We start from the raw sequence: 21,479 nt of genomic DNA, 5'->3' as shown, positions 1-21,479 counted from the left end.
CGATGACCCGAACCGCTTTTGCCCTAGCCATGCTAGTGACGCCCGCCTTCGCCGGACCCTACGACGGGACCTACAAGCAAGCCGCCAACAGCGAATGCGGCCTCGTTGGCGTGGATGGTGGTGCCGTGCGGATCGAGGACGACATCTTCTACGGGGTCGGCGCGGAATGCCGGATGTCCGACCCGGTAAACGTGATCGACATGGATGCCCTTTTGTACACCATGCAGTGCTCGGGCGAGGACGAGATCTTCACCGAACGCGCCATGGTGATGGACAAGGCGCAGGACGACGGGATCATCATGGTCTGGAACGGCTATGCCTTCGTCTACGACCGCTGCCCCGATCCCGACGCGCCGCCGCCCCGGACCACCGCAGAGGCGGATCCCCCCGCGGCAGATATCGAGGAGGCGTCCGCCACCGAGGACGGCTCCATCGAGGTCGAGGCTGCCGCCGGTGACGATGGGGGGACCGATACGGCGGACGTCTCGCCTGATGCGGAGGATCCCTCCTCGAATGCCGAGGAGGCGCCGACCACGTCAGGTGAGAACGCGCCCCCTGCCGCCTCCTTGGATTTGGATAACGTTTCCGCCGACGATGACGCGGCTTCCACGACCAGTGAAGACACGCCCGTCGACGAGGAGGAGGCGTCGGACGCGCCCGCAGGTACCGCGGCCAGCCCCGACGCCGACGCCAATACGGACGATGTTCCCTCCGGCGACACCGGAGGCGAAGAGACCGGAATCGGCGGTTAGCCCCAGATCAGCCGCGTCACGTGGTAGAACACGGGGGCCGCGAACATGACGGAATCGAGCTGGTCCATGACGCCGCCCTGGCCGGGGATCAGGTGGGACCAGTCGCGCACGCCCTTGTCACGCTTGATCGCGGCGAAGACGAGGTGCCCCATCATGCCCGCGGCCGAGATCAGCGCCGCCATCGCCGCCGCCCCGAACAGGCAGAAGGGCGTGATCCAGTGCAGCCCGGCCCCGATCAGCGCGGCACAGGCGATGCCGCAGGCCATGCCCTCGCGCGTCTTGGGCGACAGGTCGGGTGCGATCTTGTGGCGTCCGATGCGGCGGCCGAAGAAGTAGTCCAGCAGGTCCCCGAACTGGACGGTGAGGAAGAGGAACGCGATCAGCAGCACCGGGCCGTCGTCCGCGTCCTCGATCCGCAGGGTCAGCAAGGCGGGTACGTGGGACAGGCAATAGACGCAGATCATCAGCGCCCACTGGGTTTCGGCCACGCGCACGAGAAAGCGCCGCGACTCCCCCCGCAGGGCAGAGACGACGGGCAGGAGCAGGAAGGCGTAGACCGGGATGAAGACGGTGAAGGCCCCGGTCCAGCCCAGCCAGACGAAAAGGTACTGCACCGGAAGGACCGCGAAGAAGGCCAGCGCCAGCGACAGGTGATCCGCCCGTGTCTTGGTGGTCAGCGTCAGGAACTCCCGCAGGGCCGCGAAGGACGCGAAGAGCGACAGGATCACGGCGCCCGCGCGTCCGGCCAGCAAGGCCAGCGAGACCAGCACGACGATGACCCACCAGCTCTCCACCCGGGTCTGGTAGGTGTCGAGCACCGGGTTCGCGCGTCCCGCGGGCTGGCGGGCGCGCAGCACCTCGCCCAGGATGGTCAGCGCCACCAGGATCGCGCAGACCCCCAGCGCCAGCAGCGCCACATTGGCGGTCGTCTCGGTCATGCGCGCCGCTCCGGTGCGAGGTCCGAAAGGGCCGTCGCCGCGCGCGCGAGGAAGGCCTTGCGGTCCTCGCCCTCGTGCAAATGAACGGGCGTGCCGAAGGTGACGGTGCAGATCAGCGGCAGGGGAATGACCTCGCCCTTGGGCATGATGGCGTTGAGATTGGCGATCCAGGTCGGCACCAGCTCGACCTGCGGGCGAGCCGCAGCGATGTTGTAGAGCCCGGACTTGAAGGGCAGCAGGGGATCCTCGGTCATGTTGCGGTTGCCTTCGGGAAAGAGGATCAGCGACGACCCGTCGTCGAGGGCGGCGAGGATCTTCTCCATCGGCTTGTCGTCGACCTCCGGCCTGCGGTCGATCAGCACGGCGTTGAAGATGTCGCGCCCGCAAAACGCCCGCAATGGCGAGGTCAGCCAATAGTCCGCCGCGGCCACGGGACGGGTCTGGCGGCGCAGGGCCGTGGGCAGCACCGCCCAGATCATCGGCAGATCGCCGTTGCTGGTGTGGTTGGCGTAATAGACCCGCAGACCGGGTTCGGGGGTGATACCTTTCCACTCGGCCCGGGCCGCGGTCACGAAGAGCGCGAAGAGCCGCAACGCCTGGCCCGCGACGGCGGCGGCGAACTTGCGGGGCAGGGCGGTCAGACGTGACGCGGTCAGACGTGACATGGGGCCGATCCTGACGCGGGGCGCGGGCTTTGGAAAGGGCTCACTCGACGGGCGGGGCGCCGCCTTCGAAGAGGTTCACGCCGTGATAGCCGATGGGATCCTCCTGCATCTCGAGGTGCAGCCCCGTGCCCGTATAGGGATGCGCGCGGGCCAGGTCCTCGTCCACCTCGATCCCCAGGCCCGGGGCCGTGGGGACGGGGATGTAGCCGTTCTCGACCGACAACCCGTGCTTGATGAGGTCGAAATGGAACGGCGTCTCGATGGTTTCGGCCATCAGGATGTTGGGAATCGCGGCGGCCAGTTGCACGTTGGCGGCCCATTCGACGGGGCCCGCGTAAAGGTGCGGCGCCAGTTGCGCGTTGTAGGCTTCCGCCAGGACGGCGATCTTGCGCGCCTCCCAGATCCCGCCGCAGCGGCCAAGCGCAGGCTGCAGGATCGCGGCCGCCCCGGTGCGCAGGACGGGCGCGAATTCCGCGCGGGTGGTCAGCCGCTCTCCCGTCGCCACGGGGATGCCCGTGGCCCCAGCGACGCGGGACATCTCGTGGGTGTTGTCGGGGGGAACCGGTTCCTCGAACCAGAGCGGATCGTAGGGGGCCACGGCCCGGCCCAGCCGGATCGCGCCCGCGCTGGAGAACTGCCCGTGCGTGCCGAAGAGCAGGTCCGCGCGGTCGCCCACGGCGGCGCGGATCGCGCGGCAAAAGGCGACGGAGAGCGAGATGTCCGGCATCGACGGCATGTGCCCGCCCCGGATCGTGTAGGGGCCGGCAGGGTCGAACTTCACCGCCGTGTAGCCGCGCTCGACCATGGCGTAGGCGGATTCGGCGGCCATCTCGGGGCTGGTCCAGAACTCGGGAAGGTCGTGGCCCGGCTGCGGGTAGAGGTAGGTATAGGCGCGGATGCGGTCGTTCGTGCGCCCGCCGATCAACGCATGCACGGGCCGGTCGCGCGCCTTGCCGAGGATGTCCCAGCAGGCGATCTCCAGCCCCGAGAAGGCGCCCATCACGGTGAGGTCGGGCCGCTGGGTGAACCCCGCGGAATAGGCGCGGCGGAACATCAGGTCGATATTCTCGGGGTTTTCGCCCTCCATGTGCCGCGCGAAGACATCCGCGATCACCGCCTGCATCGCCTGCGGTCCCACGGAAGCCGCGTAGCACTCGCCCCAGCCGGTGATCCCGTCGTCGGTGGTCAGCTTCACCAGGATCCAGTAGCGCCCGCCCCAGCCCGGCGCGGGCGGGGCCGTCACGATGATGTCGAGGTCGCGCAGCTGCATGCCGGTCTCCGTGAGTTTATTTCGCCAGGTGAAAGAGGACGTTGAGCGCCTTGTTGACGCGCTGCGCTGGTTGCGGCGGGATAGGCGGTCGGGGCCTGGCGTCCGCGCCTCGCGCCCACGCGCATTCGGTGGGGCCTCGGCGGGTCATTCGAAGACGATGACGTTGCGCTTGGCGGATCCCGTCTTGGTATCGGCGATGGCCTCGTTGATCTGGCTCAGCGGCCAGGTCTTCGAGACGAGTTCGTCCAGCTTCAAGCGGCCCTGGCCGTAGAGGTCCACCATCCAGGGGATGTCGCGCGCGATGACCACGTCGCCCATCTTGGATCCCTTCAGCCCTTGCGAGGTGGCCGCGAACATCACCGGCTCGTAGGTCGAGGTGGCGCCCGAATGCGGCATGCCGACCATGATGACCTGACCGCCCATCGCAAGGTACTGCGGCGCGCTGTCGAAGGCGGGGATCGCGCCCACCGTCACGATGACGGCGTCGGCGCCGCGACCCATGGCGGCCTTGGCCGCGCGCCAAGGCTTGGCTTCGGTTGCGAGAACCCCGTCCGTGGCGCCGAAGTCGCGCGCGATGGCCAGCTTCTCCTCGCTCATGTCGACGGCCACGATGCGGCGCGCGCCGGCGATCCGCGCCCCCTGGATCGCGTTGAGGCCGACGCCGCCCGCGCCGATCACCACCACGTCCTGACCCGCGCGCAGGTTGGCCGCGTTCACCACCGCGCCGACGCCGGTGATGACCCCGCACGCCAGGAGAGAGGCCGCGACGGGGTCCATGTCCACGGGCAGTTTCACGCATTGGCTGGGGTCGACCACCACCCGTTCGGCGAAGGCGCCCGCGTTCATCGCCTGCACGATGGGCGCGCCGTCCTGCGTGGCGAGCGGCGTGTTGAACGCGGGCGGCGTGGCGCAGAGCGTGGGCTGCCCCGATCCGCAGGTCGCACAGGACCCGCAGGCACGGATCAGCGTGACGACCACCGTGTCGCCCAAGGCCAGCCCGCGCACGCCGTCGCCCATCGCGGTGATCTCTCCCGCCGCCTCGTGGCCGTAGATGGCCGGAAGCTGGCCGCCCCAGGCGCCTTCGGCGTAGGAGATGTCGGAGTGACAGATCGCGCAGGCCTTCAGCTTGACCTCGACCTCTCCGGCGCCGGGCGGGCGGATGTGGACGGTCTCGACCGAGAGGGGCTGGGCGAAGTCATGGCAGACGGCGGCTTTGATGGCGGTGGTCATGGGAGCTCCGTAAGCAGGACGGGATGAAACGGGGACGATGGCGCGTCAGGTCGATGCCGCGCCTGGGTGAAACGGCGCGGTTAGCCGGACGCAGGGGCGGCCGACGCGGCGAGACGGCCTCAGATCGTGCCGGTCCGGGCCAGGAAGTCGCTCAAGGTGCGGGCGTACTCCTTTGGCTGTTCGACGCAAGGCAGGTGCCCCGCGCGGCGGATCACCGTGAACTGCGCGCCGGGGATGAGGTCCGTCGTCTCGCGTACCAGATCGGCCGGGGTCGCCTTGTCGTCGGAGCCCGCGATCCCGAGTGTCGGCAGCCGCAAGCCGCTGGTGGGCGTGATGAAATCGGTCCCCGCGATGGCGGCACAGACGCCGGCGTAGCCTTCGGCACTCTGGCTTGCGACCATCTCGCGCCAAGGTGCCACGGCGTCGGAGGTGCGAAAGGCATCGGTGAACCAGCGTTCCATGATGCCGTCGGCGAGCGGCTCCATCCCGCGGGACTTCACCGCAGCGATCCGGTCCTCCCACAGCGCGCGGGTGCCGATCCGCGCGCCGGTGTTCGACAGCACCAACGCCCGCACGATGTCCAGCCGCTTGGCGGCCAGGCCCTGCGCGATCATCCCGCCGACCGAGAGGCCGACGAAGACGCAGTCGCGCACCTCCAGCGCGTCGCAGACCGCTTCGGCGTCGGAGACGAGCTGACCCATCGTGTAGGGCCCCTTGGGCACGTCGGAGGCACCGTGCCCTCGCTTGTCCCAGCGGATGTAGCGCGGCCCCGCGGGCAGCAGGTCCATGATCGGGTCCCACAGGTGCAGATCGGTGCCCAGCGAATTGGCGAAGACGACCGCCGGACCGCTTGGGTCGCCGTCCTCGCGCAGGTTCAGGCGGACGCCGTTGTTATCGATGAACATCACAAGGTCTCCAAGGCGCGGGTAAATAGGGTCGGATCGACGTTGCCGCCGGTGGCGATGGCGATGACGGTGTCTGCCTTCGACCGGGTCAGGGCCGCGGCCAGCGCCACGGCGCCACCCGGTTCGGTCACGATGCGCAGACGCTGGAAGGCCTGGGCCATAGCGCGCAGGGCATCGTCGTCGCCGACGACGTAGCCGGGCCCGCACAACCGCTTGAGGATCGGAAAGGTCAGCTCGCCCGGGGCGGGTGTCACGATGGCGTCGCAGATCGAACCGGACGGGCTGGGGTTGCTGCGGATCTCTCCCGCGTCGAGGCTGCGGGCCGTGTCGTCGAAGCCCTGCGGCTCGCAGGGATGGACCCGCATCCGCGGCGCCTCGGCCTCCAGCGCCAGGGCGACGCCAGCGGTCAGACCCCCGCCGCCGCAACAGACCAGCACTTCCGCTTCACTCACGCCGAGCGCGCGCGCCTGGGCCGCGATTTCCAGCCCCGCGGTGCCCTGGCCCGCGATCACGAGCGGCTCGTCGTAGGGGCGCACCAGGGTGAGGCCGCGCTCGGCGGCGAGGGCTGTGCCGATCTCCTCCCGGCTTTCGGTGGCGCGGTCGTAGACCACGACCTCGGCCCCGAGGGCACGGGTGTTGGCGATCTTCACCGCAGGCGCGTCGGAGGGCATCAGGATCACCGCGGGTACGCTGTGCAATCGGGCGGCCAGTGCCACGCCTTGCGCGTGATTGCCGGAGGAATAGGCGAAGACGCCGTTGGCGCGTGTCGCCCCATCCATGGCCGAGAGCGCCGACCAGGCCCCGCGGAACTTGAAGCTGCCGGTATGCTGCAGGCATTCGGCCTTCACCAGCACCCGCCGCCCGGCCAGATCGTCGAGGAAGGGCGAGGACAGCAGGGGCGTCACGCGGGCGCGGCCGTCGAGCCTGTCTGCCGCGGCACGGATCATCTCTATGTTCATCGGATCTGCTCCAGCCAGTCGTGCAGGGCGGCGAGCGATTCCGGCTCGTCGAGGAAGGGGACGTGGCCGCGATCGGGAACTTCGGCCGCGATGGCGTCTGGGCGGCGGCGCTGCATCTCTTCGAAGGTCTCCTGCGTCAGCAAGTCGGAGTTCGCGCCCCGGATCATCGCCAGCGGCAGTCCAGCCAGCGCGTCGAAGAGCGGCCAGAGGTCGGCGCTCGGCTCCGAGCCGTCGCCCAAGGCAGAGGAGAGCGCGGGATCGTAGCGCAGCGCCAGACCGTCGTCGGTCTGGGCGTAGTGCTGCTCCACCTCGGCGCGCCAGCGGTCCATCGGCACGCCGGGGAACTGCGTCATGAGCGTGGCGCGGGTGGCGGCGGCCTCGTCGTAGGTCTTCTGCGCCGGACGCTTGCCCACGTAGGCACGGATCAGGTTCAGCCCGCCTTCGTCCAGCTCCGGCCCGATATCGTTGAGCGCCACGCCCAGCAGCCGGTCCTTGGCGGTCGCTGCGAGGAACATTGCGATCATCCCCCCGCGGGAGGTGCCGATGCAGGCGGCCTTCTCGAGCCCCAGGTGATCCATGACCGCCAGCACGTCGCGGGTCTCGTCCGGAACGGTGTAGGTGGCGGGATCGGCCCACCCCGACTGGCCGCGCCCGCGGTAGTCCACCCGGATCAGGCGGCAGTCCAGATGCGGTGCGACGTGGTCGAAATCGGTGGTGTTGCGCGTCAGGCCGGGCAGGGCGAGGACCGGCGTGCCACTGCCTTTCTCTTCGTAGTAAAGCGGCGTGCCGTCGGCGGCGGTGATCTGTGGCATGCGGCCTCCTCGCGGTTTCGTGCGACTGTGGCACGGTCCCCCGCCAAGGGCAAAGCGGTTTGCATCCCGCGGGTGTCCCCGATAGGCACGACGCGATTCGCAAGAAAGGACATAGACATGACCGAAGCAAAACAGGGCGACACCGTCCGCATCCACTACACGGGCACCCTTCAGGACGGCACCGTGTTCGACAGCTCCGAAGGCCGTGACCCGCTGGAATTCACCGTGGGATCCGGACAGATCATCCCCGGCCTCGACAATGCCATCCCCGGCATGGCCGAGGGCGAGGCCAAGACGGTGAACATCCCCGTCGACGAAGCCTACGGCCCGGTCAACGCCGAGGCGCGCCAAGACGTGCCGCGCAGCGATATCCCCGCCGAGATCACGCTGGAGGAAGGCCTGCAACTGCAGATGCAGACGCCGCAGGGCCAGGTCGTCCCCGTGACGGTCGCTTCCGTAAACGAGGACACGGTGACGCTGGACGCCAATCACCCGCTGGCCGGCAAGGACCTGACCTTCGATGTGACCATGGTCGAGGTCAAATCCGCCTGAGCCCGCGCGGCGTAACATGAAGGGGGTGGGCGGGCCCGCCCGCCCACCCCGTCCTGGGGGCTCTGCCCCCAGACCCCCGGGATATTTCCGGCCAGAAGAAGCAGGGGGATCGCGCTTCGATGCGCGCGCCCGAGATTGCGGAACGGCCCCCCACGGCGGCCTTCGTCACAGCTGATCGGGCTGCGGCATGCCGAGGATGTGGAAACCGCCATCGATGTGCAGGATCTCGCCGGTCGTGTAGGCGCCCGCGTCGGAGGCAAGGTAGACCGCCGTGCCGCCGACCGCGTCGAGCGTCGCGTTTTCGCGCATCGGCGCATTGCTCGCGGTATGCTTGAAGGTCTTGCGCGCGCCCGCGATGGCACTGCCCGCGAGCGTCTTCATCGGCCCCGGCGAAAGGGCGTTCACGCGGATGCCCTGCGGGCCGAGATCGTTCGCCAGATACCGCACGGCGGACTCGAGTGCGGCCTTCGCCACCCCCATCACGTTGTAGTATGGCGTTACCTTGTTGCTGCCCTGGTAGGTCAGAGTGAGCAGCGTGCCCCCCTCCGGCATCAGTTCCGACGCGCGCTTGGCCACGTCGATGAACGAATAGCAGCTGATCGTGAGCGAGTTCTTGAAATTCGCCCGGGTGGTATTGATGAACCGCCCCGCCAGTTCCGACTTGTCGGAATAGGCGATGGCATGGACCACGAAGTCGATCGTGCCCCAGCGGTCCTTCAGCATCTGGAAAGCCGCGTCCATGGAGGCGTCGTCGTTCACGTCCACGTCCACCATCAGGTCCGAGCCGACGCTCTGGGCCAGGGGTTCCAGCCGTTTGCCGAAAGCCTCGCCTTGGTAGGTGAAGGCCAGTTCCGCCCCGGCCTCCGCCATCGCCTTGGCGATCCCCCAGGCGATGGAGCGGTCGTTGGCCACCCCCATGATAAGCCCGCGTTTTCCCTGCATCGTAATCATCGTCAGTTTCCCAGTTTCGAAAGCAGCATCGACCCGTTGGTGCCGCCGAACCCGAAGGAGTTCGTCATCACCGTGTCGAGTCCCGCGGCCTCGACGCGGGCGGTGGCGATCTCCTCGGGCTTCAGCGCGGGATCGAGCGTTTCGACGTTGATCGAAGGGGCGATGAAATCGTCCTGCAGCATCAGCAGGCAGTAGACGGTTTCCTGTGCGCCCGTGGCGCCCTGGCTGTGGCCGGTCATCGACTTCGTGGAACTGACGGGCGGCGTGCTGCCCTCACCGAAGACCCGGCGGACGGCCTCGATCTCGCCCACGTCGCCGACGGGGGTGCTGGTCCCGTGGGCGTTGATGTAGGACACCTTGCGACCATCGGGCAGGGTCTTGAGCGCGCCGCGCATGGCGCGTTCTCCTCCTTCGCCTGACGGTGCCACCATGTCCGCCCCGTCGGAGGTCGCGGCGAAGCCCGTGACCTCGGCGTAGATCTTCGCACCGCGGGCCTGGGCTGCATCGAGCGTTTCCAGCACCACCATCGCGCCGCCCCCCGCGATCACGAACCCGTCGCGGTTCGCATCGAAGGCGCGGCTGGCACGTTCCGGCGTGTCGTTGTACTTGCTGCTCATCGCGCCCATCGCGTCGAAGAGGCAGGACAGCGTCCAGTCCAGCTCCTCTCCACCGCCCGCGAACATGATGTCCTGCGCCCCAAGCGCCACCTGCTGCGCCGCCATGCCGATGCAGTGCAGCGAGGTCGAGCAGGCGGAGGTGATCGAGAAGTTCATCCCCTTGATCTGGAACGCCGTGGCAAGGTTGGCGCTGACCGTGGAGGACATCGTCTTGGGCACGGCGAAGGGCCCGATCCGCTTGGTGCCGCCGGTCTTCAGGACCGTCTGGTGCGCGGAGAACATGGCAGAGGTCGACGGCCCGCCGGAACCCGCGATCACGCCGGTCATCGGGTCGACCACCTGCGCCTCCGACAGGCCCGCGTCCGCGATCGCCTGGGTCATGGCGATATGCGCGTAGGCGGCCCCGGGGCCCATGAACCGCAGCGTCCGCTTGTCCACGTGATCGGCCACGTCCAGCTTCAGGGTGCCCGCGACCTGGCTGCGGAAGCCGTGTTCGGCCATCTCGGCGCTGGCTTCGATCCCGGAGCGTCCGGCCTTGAGGCTGTCCAGCACCTCCTGCGCATTGTTTCCGATGGGCGAGACGATTCCCAGCCCGGTGATGACGACACGACGCATGGACGCTCCTCTCGGTGAATTGATCCCTGTCTAGTGGACGGGGGCGCGGATCGGCAAGGCGAAAGGCTAATCCTTGCGCGCGACACCCATGTAGATCACGGCCTTGGTCGGCACCCGGCCGAAGCTGGGGTCGAGCCTGCGGGTCACGCCGCGCGGTCCCAGCCCGGTCTCTTTCAGCGGTACCAGACCTGCGGTCCGCATCATCGCGTGCAGTTCGGCGGGTTTGATGAACATGTCCGGGTCGTGGGTGCCCTTGGGCAAGATCTTCAGCACGTCCTCGGCCATCGTGATCGCGGCAAGCCGGGCGACCGGATTGCGGTTGATCGTGTCGTAGAAGAACAACCCGCCGGGTTTGAGGACGCGGGCGATCTCGTGAAGGGTCGCTTGCACGTCCGTCACATGCTCCAGCACGTCGACGCAGGCCACGGCGTGGAACATCGCGTCGGTGTAGGGAAGGTCCTCTCCGACGCCGGTGTCGTAGCGGATGTCACGTCCGTTCTGCTCGGCGTGATCGCGGGCGGCGCGGAGCGCGTCCTCGGCGGGGTCGATGCCTGTGACGGTCGCGCCGCGCGCGTCGAGTGCCTCGGCCAGGAACCCTCCGGCGCAGCCCACGTCGAGCACCTGCTTGTCCTGCCAGTCGATGAAATCGTCGAAGAACGACAGCCGCCCCGGCACCATGTTCTTGAGCGTGCGGATCCAGCGGACCTCGTCGCTCCACCAGCGGTCGGCGTGGGTGTCGTAGATGCTCAGGTCGTTGCGGTCTGCCATGCCGTCCAACGCCGTGCGTGCGCCTTGGGGTCCGTCAGCTTTCCGACAGGGCGACCTTCATGTCCTTGACCTGGTAGATCACCTCGCCGTCGGCTTCGACGATGCCGTCGGCCACGCCCATGGTCAGGCGGCGGGTCTGCACGGCCTTGGTGAAATCCACCTTGTAGGTCAGCATCTTGCGGTCGGGGCGCACCATGCCGGTCAGCTTGACCTCGCCCACGCCGAGGGCATAGCCACGCCCCTGCCAGCCGCGCCAGCCCAGATTGAAACCGGTGAGCTGCCAAAGCCCGTCGAGGCCGAGGCAGCCCGGCATGATCGGGTTGCCGGGAAAATGGCATTCGAAGAACCACAGGTCGGGCGTGATGTCGAATTCCGCCACCACGTGGCCCTTGCCATGCAGGCCGCCGTCGCCAGAGATGTCGGTGATCCGGTCCATCATCAGCATCGGCGGTTCGGGAAGTTGCGCGTTGCCGGGGCCGAAAAGCTCTCCACGCGCACATTTCAGCAGGTCCTCGCGGTCGAAAGAAGTCGGATAGTCTGACATGGGCGGCCCCCGGGGATAAGCTCTGGATTGGCGGGGGCATAACATTCGCCTTGCAACGCAGGCAAGCGGTGTCGCGGGGCTTGCGCGAAAACCATTGAACGCCGGGGCACAGGTACCATATGAGACGGGTATGACCGATTTTCCTGCCTTGACCGAAGCGGCCACGCGTCGCGCCACCGACTGGCTCGGCCATGCCGGGCTGCGGCCCACGCGGCAGCGCGTGACCTTGGCCGCCTTGCTGATGGGCGACGGACAGGACCGCCACGTCACCGCGGAAGGCCTGTACGAGGCCGCCGGCACCCGCGAGGCGGGCGTGTCGCTGGCCACGGTCTACAACACTTTGCGCGCCTTCTGCGACGCAGGCGTCCTTCGCGAGATCACGGTCGACGGTGCGAAAAGCTACTTCGACACCGACATGCACGACCACCCCCATTACTTCTGGGAAGATACCTCGGAGCTCTCCGACGCCCCGCGCGAGGCGCTGGATATCCGCGGCCTGCCCGCGGCCCCCGAAGGCGCGGAGCTGGTCGCGGTCGACGTCATCCTGCGCCTGCGCAAATCCGACGGATAAGGTCCGGCGCGCGCGACCGATCGAACGGCAATCTGCATCGCGAGACGTGAAAAAGGCGGGGCATGCCCCGCCTTTCGTATGTCGTCCGGGCGGCGGGACATATCCCGCCGGACCCTTATTGCGCGATACGCGCGCCCATGATCGCGATGGCCTGCTGGTAGACCGTCGCCGCGTTCCATTCCTGGATCACGCTGAAGTTGCGCTGCCCCTCTTGGTAGCCCTGGCCGGGCTGCCAGCCTTTCTGACGCAGGAAGTTGGCGGTGGAGTAAAGCGCGTCCGTCTGGTTCGTGAGGTCCACGACACCGTTGCCATCCGCGTCCACGCCGTAGCGGATCACGTTGGCCGGCAGGAACTGGGTGTGGCCCAGCTCACCGTGCATCGCCCCGATCGTGCCGCCATTGATCGCGCCACGGTCGACCAGCATCAGCGCCGCCATCGCGTGGGTCGAGAAGAAGTCCGACCGGCGGCAATCGTAGGCCAGCGTGGAGATCGCGCTCAGCACGTTGCTGTCGCCCATGAAGTTGCCGAAGGCCGTCTCCATCCCGTGGATCGCCACGATGACCGAGGCGGGGACACCGTAGGTCGCCTCGAGCTGCTGGTAGAAGCCGGGGTTGGCGGCGATGCGCTGACGGCCCTGCGCCACGATGGTGTCGGCCCCGCGGATCCGCATGAACTCGTCCAGGCTGTAGCGGAAGGACTTCTGGTTGCGGTCGGCGTTGATCGTGCGCTGGGCGTAGGAGGTGTTTGCGAGGGCGTCGAGCCCGCGCTGGCCCACGCCTTGCGCGGCGGCTTCCTGGGCGAACTGTTGCTTCCAGGCGTTGAAGCCCGAGGCATCGTTGCCACAAGTGGCGGCCACGGCGGAGCCCGCGGTGAAGGCAAGGGCGGCGGCGAGTGCGAATGTGCGCATGTGTAAGGTCCATCTGGTTGATTTCGCCAGAACCTAGCACGAGCGCGGCGTTATCCAATATCAGGGCCACCAAGCGCCCGTGCGGGGCGCTTTTTCTTCTTAACCAGCGCGCGGCCGGGCCAGTTGCGGGGTCAGTCGCGCGTGCCGGCGAACCGCGCGGCCCATTCGGCGCGCTGGTCGTCGGTGATCTTCGTGAAGAGGTTCTCCGGCACCGTAAAGGCGTGGCCGGAAGGCAGGGCGCCCAGCGCCGCGGCGGCGTCGGTGGGCCATGCCTCGTCGTCCGCGCCCACCGCATCGCGCATGGTGCGCGCCATCTCGGGAATGAAGGGCGCCGAGAGGATGCCGTAGAGCCGGATCAGGTTCAGACCGTGGCGCACCTGGCAGGCGGCCTGTTCGGGGTCGGTTTTGAAGGTCGTCCAGGGGGCGGTCGATTGCAGGTACTCGTTGCCAGCGACCCAGATCGCGCGCAGTTCGGCGGCGGCCTTGCGGACCTCGATGGCATCCATGTGACGGACGTAGGCGTCCATGCGGGACTGAAGTTCTTGCGTAAGCTCGGCCTCGGCCTCTCCCGGGGTGCCGCTGTCGGGGACGGCTTCGCCGAACTTCGAGCGGCAGAACTTCGTGATCCGGCTGACGAAGTTGCCCAGTACGTCGGCCAGATCCTTGTTCACGTCTTGCTGGAACGCCTCCCACGTGAACTCCGCGTCAGAGGATTCGGGCGCGTGGGACAGAAGCCACCAGCGCCAGACGTCGGCGGGCAGGATCTCCAGCGCCTGGTCCATGAAGACGCCGCGCCCGCGGGACGTGCTGAACTGACCGCCGTCGTAGTTGAGGTAGTTGAATGACTTGATGTAATCGACCAGCTTCCAGTCCTGGTCCGCGCCCATGATCGTGGCCGGAAAGGACAGGGTGTGGAAGGGCACGTTGTCCTTGCCCATGAACTGCGTGTAGCGCACGTCGTCCGCGCCCCGGTCGGTGCGCCACCAGCTTTCCCAGAGGCTGTCCTTGTCCGCGCCGTCCCCGGGGGCGGGGGCCTTGCCCGCATCGACCCATTCCTGCGCGCAGGCGATATATTCGATGGGCGCGTCGAACCAGACGTAGAAGACCTTGCCTTCCATGCCCGGCCAGTCCTGATCGCCGCGCTTGACCGGAATGCCCCAGTGCAGGTCGCGGGTGATGCCCCGGTCCTGCAGGCCCTCGCCGTCGTTCAGCCACTTCCGGGCGATGGAGGTCGTGAGGACCGGCCAATCGGTCTTGCTGTCGATCCAGGCGGCGATGTCGCCTTTCAGCTTGGATTGCTCGAGGTAGAGGTGCTTGGTCGAACGCACCTCCAGATCCGTGGCGCCCGAGATCGTCGAGCGCGGGTTGATGAGGTCCGTGGGGTCGAGTTGCTTGGTGCAATTGTCGCATTGGTCGCCGCGGGCGTCCTCGAAGCCGCAGTTGGGGCAGGTGCCCTCGATATAGCGGTCGGGCAGGAATCGGCCGTCGGTGACGGAATAGACCTGGTCCTCGGTCACTTCGCGGATCAGGCCGCGCTCGGCCAGGCGGCCGGCGAACGCCTGGGTCAGCGCGTGGTTCTGCGGGCTGGAAGAGCGTCCGAAGTGGTCGAACGACAGACCGAAGCGCGCGGCGATATCGGCCTGCACTTCGTGCATGCGCGCGCAATAGTCTGCCACCGGCTCGCCCGCCTTGGCGGCGGCGAGTTCCGCGGGCGTGCCGTGTTCGTCGGTGGCGCAGAGGAACAGGACCTCGTTGCCGCGCGCCCGCTGGTAGCGCGCATAGAGATCCGCCGGCAGCTGGCTCCCCACCAGGTTGCCCAGGTGCTTGATCCCGTTGATGTAGGGAATGGCGGAGGTGATGAGATGGCGGGCCATGGCGGGCGGGTCCTTGCGTTTGGCTGCGCCGGACTTACCCAGACCATGGCCCGCTGGCAAGGCGGGGCGCTATCGCGCGGTGTAGCCGCCGTCGACGAGGTGATGAGAGCCTGTCACGAAGGAGGCCGCATCCGACAACAGGTAAACCACCATGGAGGCGATCTCGTCCGCTTCTCCCAACCGGCCCATTGGGTGCAGGCCGACCAGCCCTTCGCGGGTCTCGTCGTCGAGGTTCTCCTCGATCAGGGGCGTGTTGATGTAGCCGGGGCAGACCGCGTTGACGCGCACGCCGTCGCCCGCGTGTTCGAGCGCGGCGGCCTTCGTCAGCCCCACGACCGCGTGCTTGGCCGCGACGTAGGCGCAGGACCCTTGCGTGCCGACGGTGCCGAGGATCGAGGCCACGTTCACGATCGCACCGCCGCCGCTGTCCTTGATGGCCGGTATGCCGAAGCGCAACCCGTGGAAGACACCCGTCAGGTTCACGCCGATCACCTTGTTCCAACTGTCGACCGGATAGGCGCCCGTCGGGGCCTGCGCACCGCCGATGCCCGCGTTGTTGACCAGCAGATGCAACCCGCCGTCGGCCGCAATATCCTTCATCATGCCTTCGACTGCCGCGGCATCGCTCACGTCGCAGGCGATCGCGCGGGCCTGGCCACCCGCGGTCTCGATCCGGTCGACGGTCTTCTGTGCCGCGTCCTCTTCGAGGTCGGCCACGATCACGCGCGCGCCGCTTTGCGCCAGCTTCTCGGCGATGGCGGCCCCGATGCCGGAGGCGGCACCGGTCACGAGGGCGGTCTTGTCTGTCAGGCGGATATCCATGGGGCGTTCCTTCGTTTGTCGTCATCCGGGCAACGGTTGGCAACGGTCGCAGGTTCCTGCCGCGCACGTGTGCCGATCCTCCCGGCGACTTGGCGCCCATGAGCGCGCAATCCTGCCGGGCGCGCGATTCGACCCGGCCCTTTCGCCGGGCGGCGCGCCCCGTCGCCCTTGCGGCGGCTGTCGCAGGGCGTAGGGTTGCGCGCGACATGACTTGGAGATGCGACATGGACAGGCTGACACTGGGACGCTCGGACCTGAAGGTCACCGACTGGTGCCTGGGCACGATGACCTTCGGGACCCATACCCCGGCGGAAGACGCACACCGGCAGATGGACATGGCCCGCGACGCGGGCATCGATTTCCTCGACTGTGCCGAGATGTATCCTGTGAACCCGGTCGCCAAGGACACGGTCGGCCTGTCGGAGGAGGTGCTGGGCGACTGGTTCGCCCGGACGGGACGGCGCGACGAATGGGTCGTGGCGACGAAGATCTCAGGCGACAACGGCGGCTTCGTGCGGGACGGCGAAGGTTACGGGCCGCACAACATCGCGGACGGCATCGACGGGTCCCTGCGCCGGCTGAAGACGGACGTGATCGACCTCTACCAGATGCACTGGCCGCTGCGGGGCTCCTACGCGTTCCGGCAGAACTGGACCTTCGATCCCTCTGGCCAGGACCGGGCGCAGACGCTGGATCACATGCACGCGGTTCTGCGCGCGCTGGGCGAGGCGGTGCAGGCCGGCAAGATCCGCGCCATCGGGATGAGCAACGAAAGCGCCTGGGGCATGACGAAGTGGTGCGATCTGGCCGAAGAGCACGGCCTGCCGCGGATGGTGTCGGTACAGAACGAGTATTCGCTGCTCTACCGCCTGTTCGACACCGACGCGGCCGAAATGGCGGTGAACGAGGACATCACGCTTTTGTCCTTCTCTCCCCTGGCCTGCGGGATGCTGACCGGCAAGTACCAGAACGGCGCCCGGCCGGAGGGAAGCCGCATGGCGATCAACGGCGATCTGGGCGGGCGCAACACCGACCGGGTCTACGATGCCGTGCAGGCCTACCTCGATATCGCCGTGCGCCACGACCTCGATCCGGTGCACATGGCGCTGGCCTGGCAACGGACGCGGCCCTTCGCGGTTTCGGCCATCTTCGGGGCGACGACCTCCGCCCAGCTGGAGCGGACGCTGGCCGGGCGCGACGTCACGCTGTCGGAGGCCGTGCTGGACGAGATCGACACCGCCCACCGCGCGCACCCGATGCCTTACTGAGCGGACCGCGGGGCCATGGCCCCACGGACGATACCTTTGCCGCACCGCTGCGGGCGTCGGTCAGGGGTGGAGATTGCGGGACGCCTCGCCGGCGGGGCGGATATTTGTGGAACAGAGAATGCGGCCGCGCTTGCCGGGGCCGCGGTGCGCGCCGCAAGATCGCGGGACAGGAGAGCGAGATGCCGTTGCAGATGAACCGCGAAGTTTTCGTGACCTGCGCCGTGACCGGATCGGGGGCGACGCAGGATCGCTCGCCCCACGTGCCCCGTTCGCCGGAACAGATCGCCGAAAGCGCCATCGCCGCCGCCCGGGCCGGGGCGGCGATCGTGCATTGCCACGTGCGCGATCCCGACAGCGGTGCGCCCTCGCGGCGGCGCGACCTCTACCGCGAGGTGACGGAGCGGATCCGCGCCTCCGACGTCGACGTGGTGTTGAACCTGACCGCCGGGATGGGCGGCGACATCGTCTTCGGCGGACCCGAGCGTCCCCTGCCGCCGGCGGCGGGCACCGACATGATCGGCGCCTCGGAGCGGCTGGCGCATGTCCTCGACTGCCGGCCAGAGATCTGCACGCTGGATTGCGGCACGATGAACTTCGCCGAGGCCGATTACGTGATGACCAACACCCCCGGCATGTTGCGCGCGATGGGGGCCGCCATGACGCAGGCGGGTGTGCGGCCCGAGATCGAAGCCTTCGACACCGGGCATCTGTGGTTCGCCAAGCAACTGGTCGCCGAAGGAGTGCTCACCGCCCCGGCCCTGGTCCAGCTTTGCATGGGCGTGCCCTGGGGCGCGCCGGACGATCTGCAGACCTTCCTTGCGATGCGCAACGCCGTGCCCGACGACTGGACCTTCTCGGCCTTCGGGCTGGGACGGCACCAGATGCCTTTCGTGGCCGCAAGCGTCCTGGCCGGCGGGCACGTGCGCGTGGGGCTGGAGGACAACCTGATGCTGGATCGCGGCACCCTCGCCACCAATGCCCAACTGGTCGCGCGGGCGGTGGGCATCGTCGAAAGCCTCGGCGCGCGGATCCTGACGCCGGCGGAGGTGCGCACGCGCCTTGGCCTGACCCGGCGGGACCCGGCATGAGGGCGCTTGTCGGGATCCTGCTGTTGGCGGGCTGTGCCGCAAGCGACCCCGCGCCGGTCGCCGAGGCACCGACCAGAGGGTTTCGGGATGCCTCCGTCCCCGTGGCCTCGGCGGCGCTGTTCGATCCGGATCGGTTTGCGGGGGACTGGCAGGTCGTGGCGCGCTACCCAGACGCCGACGATTGCGCGGCGCGGTCCGTGAGCTACGCGCGTGTCACTCCGACACAGCTGACGCTGCGCGAAGACTGTGCGGACGGCAGCCAAAGGGCGGGGCGCGCGCGCCATGCGGGACCGGGACGATTGCAACTGTCGCCGGACCTGGGTGGCGGCGCGCGCTGGGTGCTTTGGGTCGACGAAGGCTATCGCACCGCGGTGCTGGCCGATCCGCAAGGCACCGGCGCGTGGATCCTGGACCGAGGCGCCGCGATCCCACCGGACCGGCTGGCCGCGGCACGGATCGTCCTTGATTTCAACGGCTTCGATCTGAAGCCCCTGCAAGAGGTGACCCCATGACACGACGTTTGACACTTTTGGCACTGATGGCCGTGGCGGGATGCGAAGGGGGGGCGATGCTCGGCGCCGACGCAGGCGGCGCGGTGCAGGAACGGCTGGTCATCGGATCGTCCATGTCCTTCGAGGATTGCCGCGCCGGGGGCGGACTGATCATCCGCGACGCGGGCAGCCCGATGATCGCCTGCGACCCCTCGGTCAAGCGGCGACCGGTGCCGCAGACCGCCCCGGACACGGCCGTGGATGACACCGACCTGAACGCCACGCTGGAGATGCAAGACCTGGCGGAGGCACGCTGAGATGACCCGCAAGGCGGCCATCGTCGGTGGCGGAGTCATCGGCGGCGGGTGGGCCGCGCGCTTTGCCCTGATGGGGTGGGAGGTTGCCATCTTCGATCCCGTCCCGGGCGCGCGGACCCGGGCGGAGTTCGTTCTGGACAATGCCCGCCGCGCCCTGCCGGGCTTGAGCGACAGCGCGATGCCGCGCGAGGGCGAGATCACCTTTGCCGCGACCCTCGAAGAGGCCGTCGCAGGCGCCGACTGGGTGCAGGAGAGTGTGCCCGAACGGTTGGACCTCAAGCACGCGACCCTGGCTGCGATCCAGGCGGCCTGCCCGGCAGAGGCGATCGTCGGATCCTCCACCAGCGGGTTCAAGCCGTCGGACCTGCAGAAGGGCAGCGTCCGGCCCGAGCAGATCGTCGTCGCGCATCCGTTCAACCCGGTCTATCTGCTGCCGCTGGTGGAGCTTGTGGGATCGCCCGCGACGCCCGGGGACACGCTCGACTGCGCGGCGGAGGTTCTGACCGGCCTTGGCATGTACCCGCTGCGCGTCCGGGCTGAGATCGACGCCCATATCGCCGACCGTCTTCTGGAATCCGTCTGGCGCGAGGCGCTCTGGTTGGTGCGCGACGGGATCGCCACCACGCAGGAGATCGACGAGGCGATCCGCATGGGCTTCGGTCTGCGCTGGGCGCAGATGGGCCTGTTCGAGACCTACCGCATCGCCGGTGGCGAAGCCGGCATGTCGCATTTCCTGGCCCAGTTCGGCCCGGCGCTGGCCTGGCCCTGGACACGGCTGATGGACGTACCCGAGCTGGACGACGCGTTGATCGCGAAGATCGCGGCCCAGTCGGACGCGCAGTCGGGCGCGAGGGACGTGCGCGCGCTGGAACGCATCCGCGACGACAACCTCGTCACGCTTCTGCGCGGGCTGAAGGCGCGCGATCACGCGGCGGGAGCGGTGTTGAACGCGCAGGATGCCCGGCTGGACAGGCTGCCGCGAACGCTGGACGCGGCGGATGTCTCGGCACCGCTGCCCACGGTCGCGCGTGCGGTGCCGCTCGACTGGACCGATTACAACGGGCACATGACCGAAGCGCGCTACCTGCAGGTCTTCGGCGACGCGACGGACCGCATGATGCTGCTCGTCGGATGCACGCCCGACTACGTGGCCGCCGGGCACAGTTTCTTCACGGCCGAGACGCATATCCGGCACCTGGGCGAGGTCCGGGCGGGCGAAGGCATCCGCGTCGACAGCCAGGTGCTGGAAGGCGCGGGACGCAAGATGCACCTCTTTCACCGGCTGTGGGGGGACGACCGCCTGCTTGCGACCGGCGAGCACATGCTGATCCACGTCGACCTTGCCACGCGGCGGGCCTGCGCGCCGCTCGAGGCCGTGGCAGGCTCGCTTGCGAAGCTGGCGCAGGCCCATGCCACCCTGCCGCGGCCCGAAGGGGCGGGACGCGCGGTGGGCCGCAAGTAGGGTATTCTAGATCGGGCTTTTGCCGCCCAACCGGGTGACGAGGTGCCGTTCGTCGTCGTTGCGGAAGTAGGGGATGCTGAGCGGCGCCTGCGGGTCGGCCAGGTGGGCGATCAGTTCCCTCAGCGCCACTTGCGTGATGAACGGCAGATCGAGGTCCCGGACGGAGGGAAGCGGGATCCAGCGCAGGTGCGACAGCTCTCCGTCGGCGGTGGCGAAATCGTCGGGATCGCTTGCCAGGTCTTCGGCCTCGGCCAGAAAGAAGCGAGCGTCGAACCGGCGTGGACGCCCCTGCGGCGTGACGGCCCGGAAGAAGTAGCGCAGGGTCTGCGGGTCCGGATGGTGGCCCGTCGCGGCAAAGGCCTGCCAGGGAGGCGGTGCATCGGGCCACGGCGCGGGTGTGCCCAGGATCTGGCCGGTTTCCTCGTAAAGCTCGCGGATCGCGGCGCAGGCAAGGTCGCGGGGCGGGCGGAGGCTTTCGTTCGACAATGCCTTCGTTTGGGCGTCGGGCAAGGCGGGGCCGGGCAGGCCCGCGTCGCAGTCCTCGACCCGGCCACCGGGAAAGACGAACTTGTCGGGCATGAAGACCGCAGCCGCGCCGCGCTGGCCCATCAGGACCGCGGGGTCCGGATCGCGCCGGATCACGATCACCGTGGCGGCATCGCGGATGGCGGGGTCAGTCGGGGCGGCCGAAACCATACATGCCCTTCGACCACTGGATGCCGACCACGAGGCCCTTCAGTCGTGGAAGAAGGTAGAGCGACAAAAGCACCGTCGAGACGGTGAAGATCACCGCCAGCGTGACGGCCCCGGGGCGGAATTCGGTGAAGACCCAGATCATCAGGGGGGCCAGCAGGTGGCCCACCACCAGGATGGTCAGATAGGCCGGACCGTCGTCGGCGCGGTGCTGCGACAGGTCGGTCCCGCAGGCGCTGCATTCCGGCGTGACATGAAGATAGCCGTCGAACATCCGGCCCTCGCCGCAATTCGGGCAGCGGCGCCGGAAGCCGCGCAGCATGGCCGGTTTCATCTCGCGGTCCGCGACGGGGATGCGGGGGGGCGTCTGCGACATGGAGCTGGCCTTGGGTCTGGATCCGGGATGCG

At 68.4% G+C, this 21,479-nt stretch carries 24 protein-coding genes; 8 read left to right on the top strand and 16 right to left on the bottom strand.

The features are described 5' to 3' along the window. Positions 1–2: 2 nt before the first annotated feature. Positions 3–752 carry a hypothetical protein gene (locus EU805_RS17700; protein WP_242494141.1) on the top strand — a complete coding sequence of 250 codons (750 nt, stop codon included), beginning with the start codon at positions 3–5 and terminating at the stop codon, positions 750–752. Here the strand turns inward: EU805_RS17700 and EU805_RS12250 are convergent. The 7 genes from EU805_RS12250 to EU805_RS12220 all read right to left on the bottom strand — a co-directional run bounded on the left by EU805_RS12250 (position 749) and on the right by EU805_RS12220 (position 7,531). Beyond that, positions 749–1,690: a phosphatidate cytidylyltransferase gene (locus tag EU805_RS12250; protein WP_129764266.1), complete on the bottom strand. Its 942-nt coding sequence runs from the start codon at positions 1,688–1,690 to the stop codon at positions 749–751. The two genes, EU805_RS17700 and EU805_RS12250, sit on opposite strands and share 4 nt — an antisense overlap. Next, positions 1,687–2,355 carry a 1-acyl-sn-glycerol-3-phosphate acyltransferase gene (locus EU805_RS12245; RefSeq protein ID WP_129764265.1) on the bottom strand — a complete coding sequence of 223 codons (669 nt, stop codon included), beginning with the start codon at positions 2,353–2,355 and terminating at the stop codon, positions 1,687–1,689. The genes EU805_RS12250 and EU805_RS12245 overlap by 4 nt, the downstream gene beginning before the upstream one ends. 40 nt (positions 2,356–2,395) lie before the next feature. Continuing rightward, on the bottom strand, positions 2,396–3,625 hold the full coding sequence (locus EU805_RS12240) for a mandelate racemase/muconate lactonizing enzyme family protein (RefSeq protein WP_129764264.1): 1,230 nt from the start codon (positions 3,623–3,625) through the stop codon (positions 2,396–2,398). 144 nt (positions 3,626–3,769) lie between these two features. Next, entirely contained in the window at positions 3,770–4,855 is a 1,086-nt protein-coding gene (locus tag EU805_RS12235) for an alcohol dehydrogenase catalytic domain-containing protein (protein WP_129764263.1), read from the bottom strand. A 119-nt stretch (positions 4,856–4,974) separates the two neighbouring features. Next, entirely contained in the window at positions 4,975–5,760 is a 786-nt protein-coding gene (pcaD, locus tag EU805_RS12230; protein ID WP_129764262.1) for a 3-oxoadipate enol-lactonase, read from the bottom strand. Next, positions 5,760–6,719, bottom strand: a complete 960-nt coding sequence (locus EU805_RS12225) for a threonine/serine dehydratase (protein WP_129764261.1) — start codon at positions 6,717–6,719, stop codon at positions 5,760–5,762. The genes pcaD and EU805_RS12225 overlap by 1 nt, the downstream gene beginning before the upstream one ends. After that, positions 6,716–7,531: an alpha/beta fold hydrolase gene (locus EU805_RS12220; protein ID WP_129764260.1), complete on the bottom strand. Its 816-nt coding sequence runs from the start codon at positions 7,529–7,531 to the stop codon at positions 6,716–6,718. The genes EU805_RS12225 and EU805_RS12220 overlap by 4 nt, the downstream gene beginning before the upstream one ends. 117 nt (positions 7,532–7,648) lie before the next feature. Between EU805_RS12220 and EU805_RS12215 the strand changes: the two genes are divergently transcribed. After that, complete coding sequence (locus tag EU805_RS12215; protein ID WP_129764259.1) at positions 7,649–8,083, top strand: peptidylprolyl isomerase; 435 nt, start codon at positions 7,649–7,651, stop codon at positions 8,081–8,083. A gap of 165 nt (positions 8,084–8,248) precedes the next feature. Here the strand turns inward: EU805_RS12215 and EU805_RS12210 are convergent, their stop codons facing one another. The 4 genes from EU805_RS12210 to fabA form a co-directional block, all read right to left on the bottom strand. Continuing rightward, positions 8,249–9,034, bottom strand: coding sequence for an enoyl-ACP reductase (locus tag EU805_RS12210; RefSeq protein WP_129764258.1), 786 nt, complete (start codon positions 9,032–9,034; stop codon positions 8,249–8,251). 2 nt (positions 9,035–9,036) lie between these two features. Further along, positions 9,037–10,266 carry a beta-ketoacyl synthase N-terminal-like domain-containing protein gene (locus tag EU805_RS12205; protein WP_129764257.1) on the bottom strand — a complete coding sequence of 410 codons (1,230 nt, stop codon included), beginning with the start codon at positions 10,264–10,266 and terminating at the stop codon, positions 9,037–9,039. A gap of 66 nt (positions 10,267–10,332) precedes the next feature. Beyond that, positions 10,333–11,034, bottom strand: a complete 702-nt coding sequence (ubiG, locus tag EU805_RS12200; RefSeq protein ID WP_129764256.1) for a bifunctional 2-polyprenyl-6-hydroxyphenol methylase/3-demethylubiquinol 3-O-methyltransferase UbiG — start codon at positions 11,032–11,034, stop codon at positions 10,333–10,335. A gap of 34 nt (positions 11,035–11,068) precedes the next feature. After that, positions 11,069–11,578: a bifunctional 3-hydroxydecanoyl-ACP dehydratase/trans-2-decenoyl-ACP isomerase gene (gene fabA, locus EU805_RS12195; protein ID WP_129764255.1), complete on the bottom strand. Its 510-nt coding sequence runs from the start codon at positions 11,576–11,578 to the stop codon at positions 11,069–11,071. Between the two features lie 130 nt (positions 11,579–11,708). Here fabA and irrA point away from each other — a divergent pair, with 130 nt between their 5' ends. Beyond that, positions 11,709–12,149: an iron response transcriptional regulator IrrA gene (gene irrA, locus EU805_RS12190; RefSeq protein ID WP_129764254.1), complete on the top strand. Its 441-nt coding sequence runs from the start codon at positions 11,709–11,711 to the stop codon at positions 12,147–12,149. 115 nt (positions 12,150–12,264) lie between these two features. Here the strand turns inward: irrA and EU805_RS12185 are convergent, their stop codons facing one another. The 3 genes from EU805_RS12185 to EU805_RS12175 all read right to left on the bottom strand — a co-directional run bounded on the left by EU805_RS12185 (position 12,265) and on the right by EU805_RS12175 (position 15,752). Then, a complete protein-coding gene (locus tag EU805_RS12185) occupies positions 12,265–13,056 on the bottom strand; it encodes a lytic transglycosylase domain-containing protein (protein ID WP_129764253.1) in 792 nt (263 codons plus the stop codon). A 131-nt stretch (positions 13,057–13,187) separates the two neighbouring features. Continuing rightward, positions 13,188–14,930, bottom strand: a complete 1,743-nt coding sequence (gene metG / locus EU805_RS12180; RefSeq protein WP_129764252.1) for a methionine--tRNA ligase — start codon at positions 14,928–14,930, stop codon at positions 13,188–13,190. 69 nt (positions 14,931–14,999) lie between these two features. Continuing rightward, complete coding sequence (locus EU805_RS12175) at positions 15,000–15,752, bottom strand: SDR family NAD(P)-dependent oxidoreductase (RefSeq protein ID WP_129764251.1); 753 nt, start codon at positions 15,750–15,752, stop codon at positions 15,000–15,002. A 224-nt stretch (positions 15,753–15,976) separates the two neighbouring features. Between EU805_RS12175 and EU805_RS12170 the strand changes: the two genes are divergently transcribed. The 5 genes from EU805_RS12170 (at position 15,977) to EU805_RS12150 (ending at position 20,378) form a co-directional block, all read left to right on the top strand. Beyond that, a complete protein-coding gene (locus EU805_RS12170; protein ID WP_129764250.1) occupies positions 15,977–17,020 on the top strand; it encodes an aldo/keto reductase in 1,044 nt (347 codons plus the stop codon). 179 nt (positions 17,021–17,199) lie between these two features. After that, positions 17,200–18,108 carry a 3-keto-5-aminohexanoate cleavage protein gene (locus EU805_RS12165; protein WP_129764249.1) on the top strand — a complete coding sequence of 303 codons (909 nt, stop codon included), beginning with the start codon at positions 17,200–17,202 and terminating at the stop codon, positions 18,106–18,108. After that, positions 18,105–18,620, top strand: a complete 516-nt coding sequence (locus EU805_RS12160) for a lipocalin family protein (RefSeq protein WP_129764248.1) — start codon at positions 18,105–18,107, stop codon at positions 18,618–18,620. Before EU805_RS12165 ends, EU805_RS12160 begins: the two co-directional genes overlap by 4 nt. Continuing rightward, positions 18,617–18,916 (top strand): hypothetical protein, encoded by a 300-nt coding sequence (locus tag EU805_RS12155; protein ID WP_129764247.1) that lies wholly within the window; start codon positions 18,617–18,619, stop codon positions 18,914–18,916. Before EU805_RS12160 ends, EU805_RS12155 begins: the two co-directional genes overlap by 4 nt. Before the next feature lies 1 nt (position 18,917). Then, positions 18,918–20,378, top strand: coding sequence for a carnitine 3-dehydrogenase (locus tag EU805_RS12150; RefSeq protein WP_129764246.1), 1,461 nt, complete (start codon positions 18,918–18,920; stop codon positions 20,376–20,378). Between the two features lie 6 nt (positions 20,379–20,384). On the opposite strand, the gene EU805_RS12145 is transcribed toward EU805_RS12150, so the two are convergent. Together EU805_RS12145 and EU805_RS12140 are read right to left on the bottom strand one after the other, a co-directional pair. Continuing rightward, complete coding sequence (locus EU805_RS12145; protein WP_129764245.1) at positions 20,385–21,074, bottom strand: NUDIX hydrolase; 690 nt, start codon at positions 21,072–21,074, stop codon at positions 20,385–20,387. Continuing rightward, positions 21,052–21,447, bottom strand: a complete 396-nt coding sequence (locus EU805_RS12140; RefSeq protein WP_129764244.1) for a DUF983 domain-containing protein — start codon at positions 21,445–21,447, stop codon at positions 21,052–21,054. The genes EU805_RS12145 and EU805_RS12140 overlap by 23 nt, the downstream gene beginning before the upstream one ends. Between the last annotated feature and the right edge of the window lie 32 nt (positions 21,448–21,479).

Source organism: Salipiger sp. IMCC34102, from assembly GCF_004145405.1.
Classification (GTDB): domain Bacteria; phylum Pseudomonadota; class Alphaproteobacteria; order Rhodobacterales; family Rhodobacteraceae; genus Loktanella.
Note: the sequence above shows the minus strand (reverse complement) of the source record. Positions and strands in the feature narration are given on the sequence as shown.

Bases quoted from the DNA above. Each gene is read 5' to 3' on its own strand.
- EU805_RS12225 (WP_129764261.1), bottom strand. From the start codon at position 6,719: ATGAACATAGAGATGATCCGTGCCGCGGCAGACAGGCTCGACGGCCGC.
- EU805_RS12220 (WP_129764260.1), bottom strand. From the start codon at position 7,531: ATGCCACAGATCACCGCCGCCGACGGCACGCCGCTTTACTACGAAGAG.
- EU805_RS12205 (WP_129764257.1), bottom strand. From the start codon at position 10,266: ATGCGTCGTGTCGTCATCACCGGGCTGGGAATCGTCTCGCCCATCGGA.
- EU805_RS12235 (WP_129764263.1), bottom strand. From the start codon at position 4,855: ATGACCACCGCCATCAAAGCCGCCGTCTGCCATGACTTCGCCCAGCCC.
- EU805_RS12145 (WP_129764245.1), bottom strand. From the start codon at position 21,074: ATGGTTTCGGCCGCCCCGACTGACCCCGCCATCCGCGATGCCGCCACG.
- EU805_RS12185 (WP_129764253.1), bottom strand. From the start codon at position 13,056: ATGCGCACATTCGCACTCGCCGCCGCCCTTGCCTTCACCGCGGGCTCC.
- EU805_RS12160 (WP_129764248.1), top strand. From the start codon at position 18,105: ATGAGGGCGCTTGTCGGGATCCTGCTGTTGGCGGGCTGTGCCGCAAGC.
- ubiG (WP_129764256.1), bottom strand. From the start codon at position 11,034: ATGGCAGACCGCAACGACCTGAGCATCTACGACACCCACGCCGACCGC.
- EU805_RS12155 (WP_129764247.1), top strand. From the start codon at position 18,617: ATGACACGACGTTTGACACTTTTGGCACTGATGGCCGTGGCGGGATGC.
- EU805_RS17700 (WP_242494141.1), top strand. From the start codon at position 3: ATGACCCGAACCGCTTTTGCCCTAGCCATGCTAGTGACGCCCGCCTTC.
- EU805_RS12140 (WP_129764244.1), bottom strand. From the start codon at position 21,447: ATGTCGCAGACGCCCCCCCGCATCCCCGTCGCGGACCGCGAGATGAAA.
- irrA (WP_129764254.1), top strand. From the start codon at position 11,709: ATGACCGATTTTCCTGCCTTGACCGAAGCGGCCACGCGTCGCGCCACC.
- pcaD (WP_129764262.1), bottom strand. From the start codon at position 5,760: ATGTTCATCGATAACAACGGCGTCCGCCTGAACCTGCGCGAGGACGGC.
- fabA (WP_129764255.1), bottom strand. From the start codon at position 11,578: ATGTCAGACTATCCGACTTCTTTCGACCGCGAGGACCTGCTGAAATGT.
- EU805_RS12250 (WP_129764266.1), bottom strand. From the start codon at position 1,690: ATGACCGAGACGACCGCCAATGTGGCGCTGCTGGCGCTGGGGGTCTGC.
- EU805_RS12170 (WP_129764250.1), top strand. From the start codon at position 15,977: ATGGACAGGCTGACACTGGGACGCTCGGACCTGAAGGTCACCGACTGG.
- EU805_RS12150 (WP_129764246.1), top strand. From the start codon at position 18,918: ATGACCCGCAAGGCGGCCATCGTCGGTGGCGGAGTCATCGGCGGCGGG.
- EU805_RS12165 (WP_129764249.1), top strand. From the start codon at position 17,200: ATGCCGTTGCAGATGAACCGCGAAGTTTTCGTGACCTGCGCCGTGACC.
- EU805_RS12175 (WP_129764251.1), bottom strand. From the start codon at position 15,752: ATGGATATCCGCCTGACAGACAAGACCGCCCTCGTGACCGGTGCCGCC.
- EU805_RS12210 (WP_129764258.1), bottom strand. From the start codon at position 9,034: ATGATTACGATGCAGGGAAAACGCGGGCTTATCATGGGGGTGGCCAAC.
- EU805_RS12245 (WP_129764265.1), bottom strand. From the start codon at position 2,355: ATGTCACGTCTGACCGCGTCACGTCTGACCGCCCTGCCCCGCAAGTTC.
- EU805_RS12215 (WP_129764259.1), top strand. From the start codon at position 7,649: ATGACCGAAGCAAAACAGGGCGACACCGTCCGCATCCACTACACGGGC.
- metG (WP_129764252.1), bottom strand. From the start codon at position 14,930: ATGGCCCGCCATCTCATCACCTCCGCCATTCCCTACATCAACGGGATC.
- EU805_RS12240 (WP_129764264.1), bottom strand. From the start codon at position 3,625: ATGCAGCTGCGCGACCTCGACATCATCGTGACGGCCCCGCCCGCGCCG.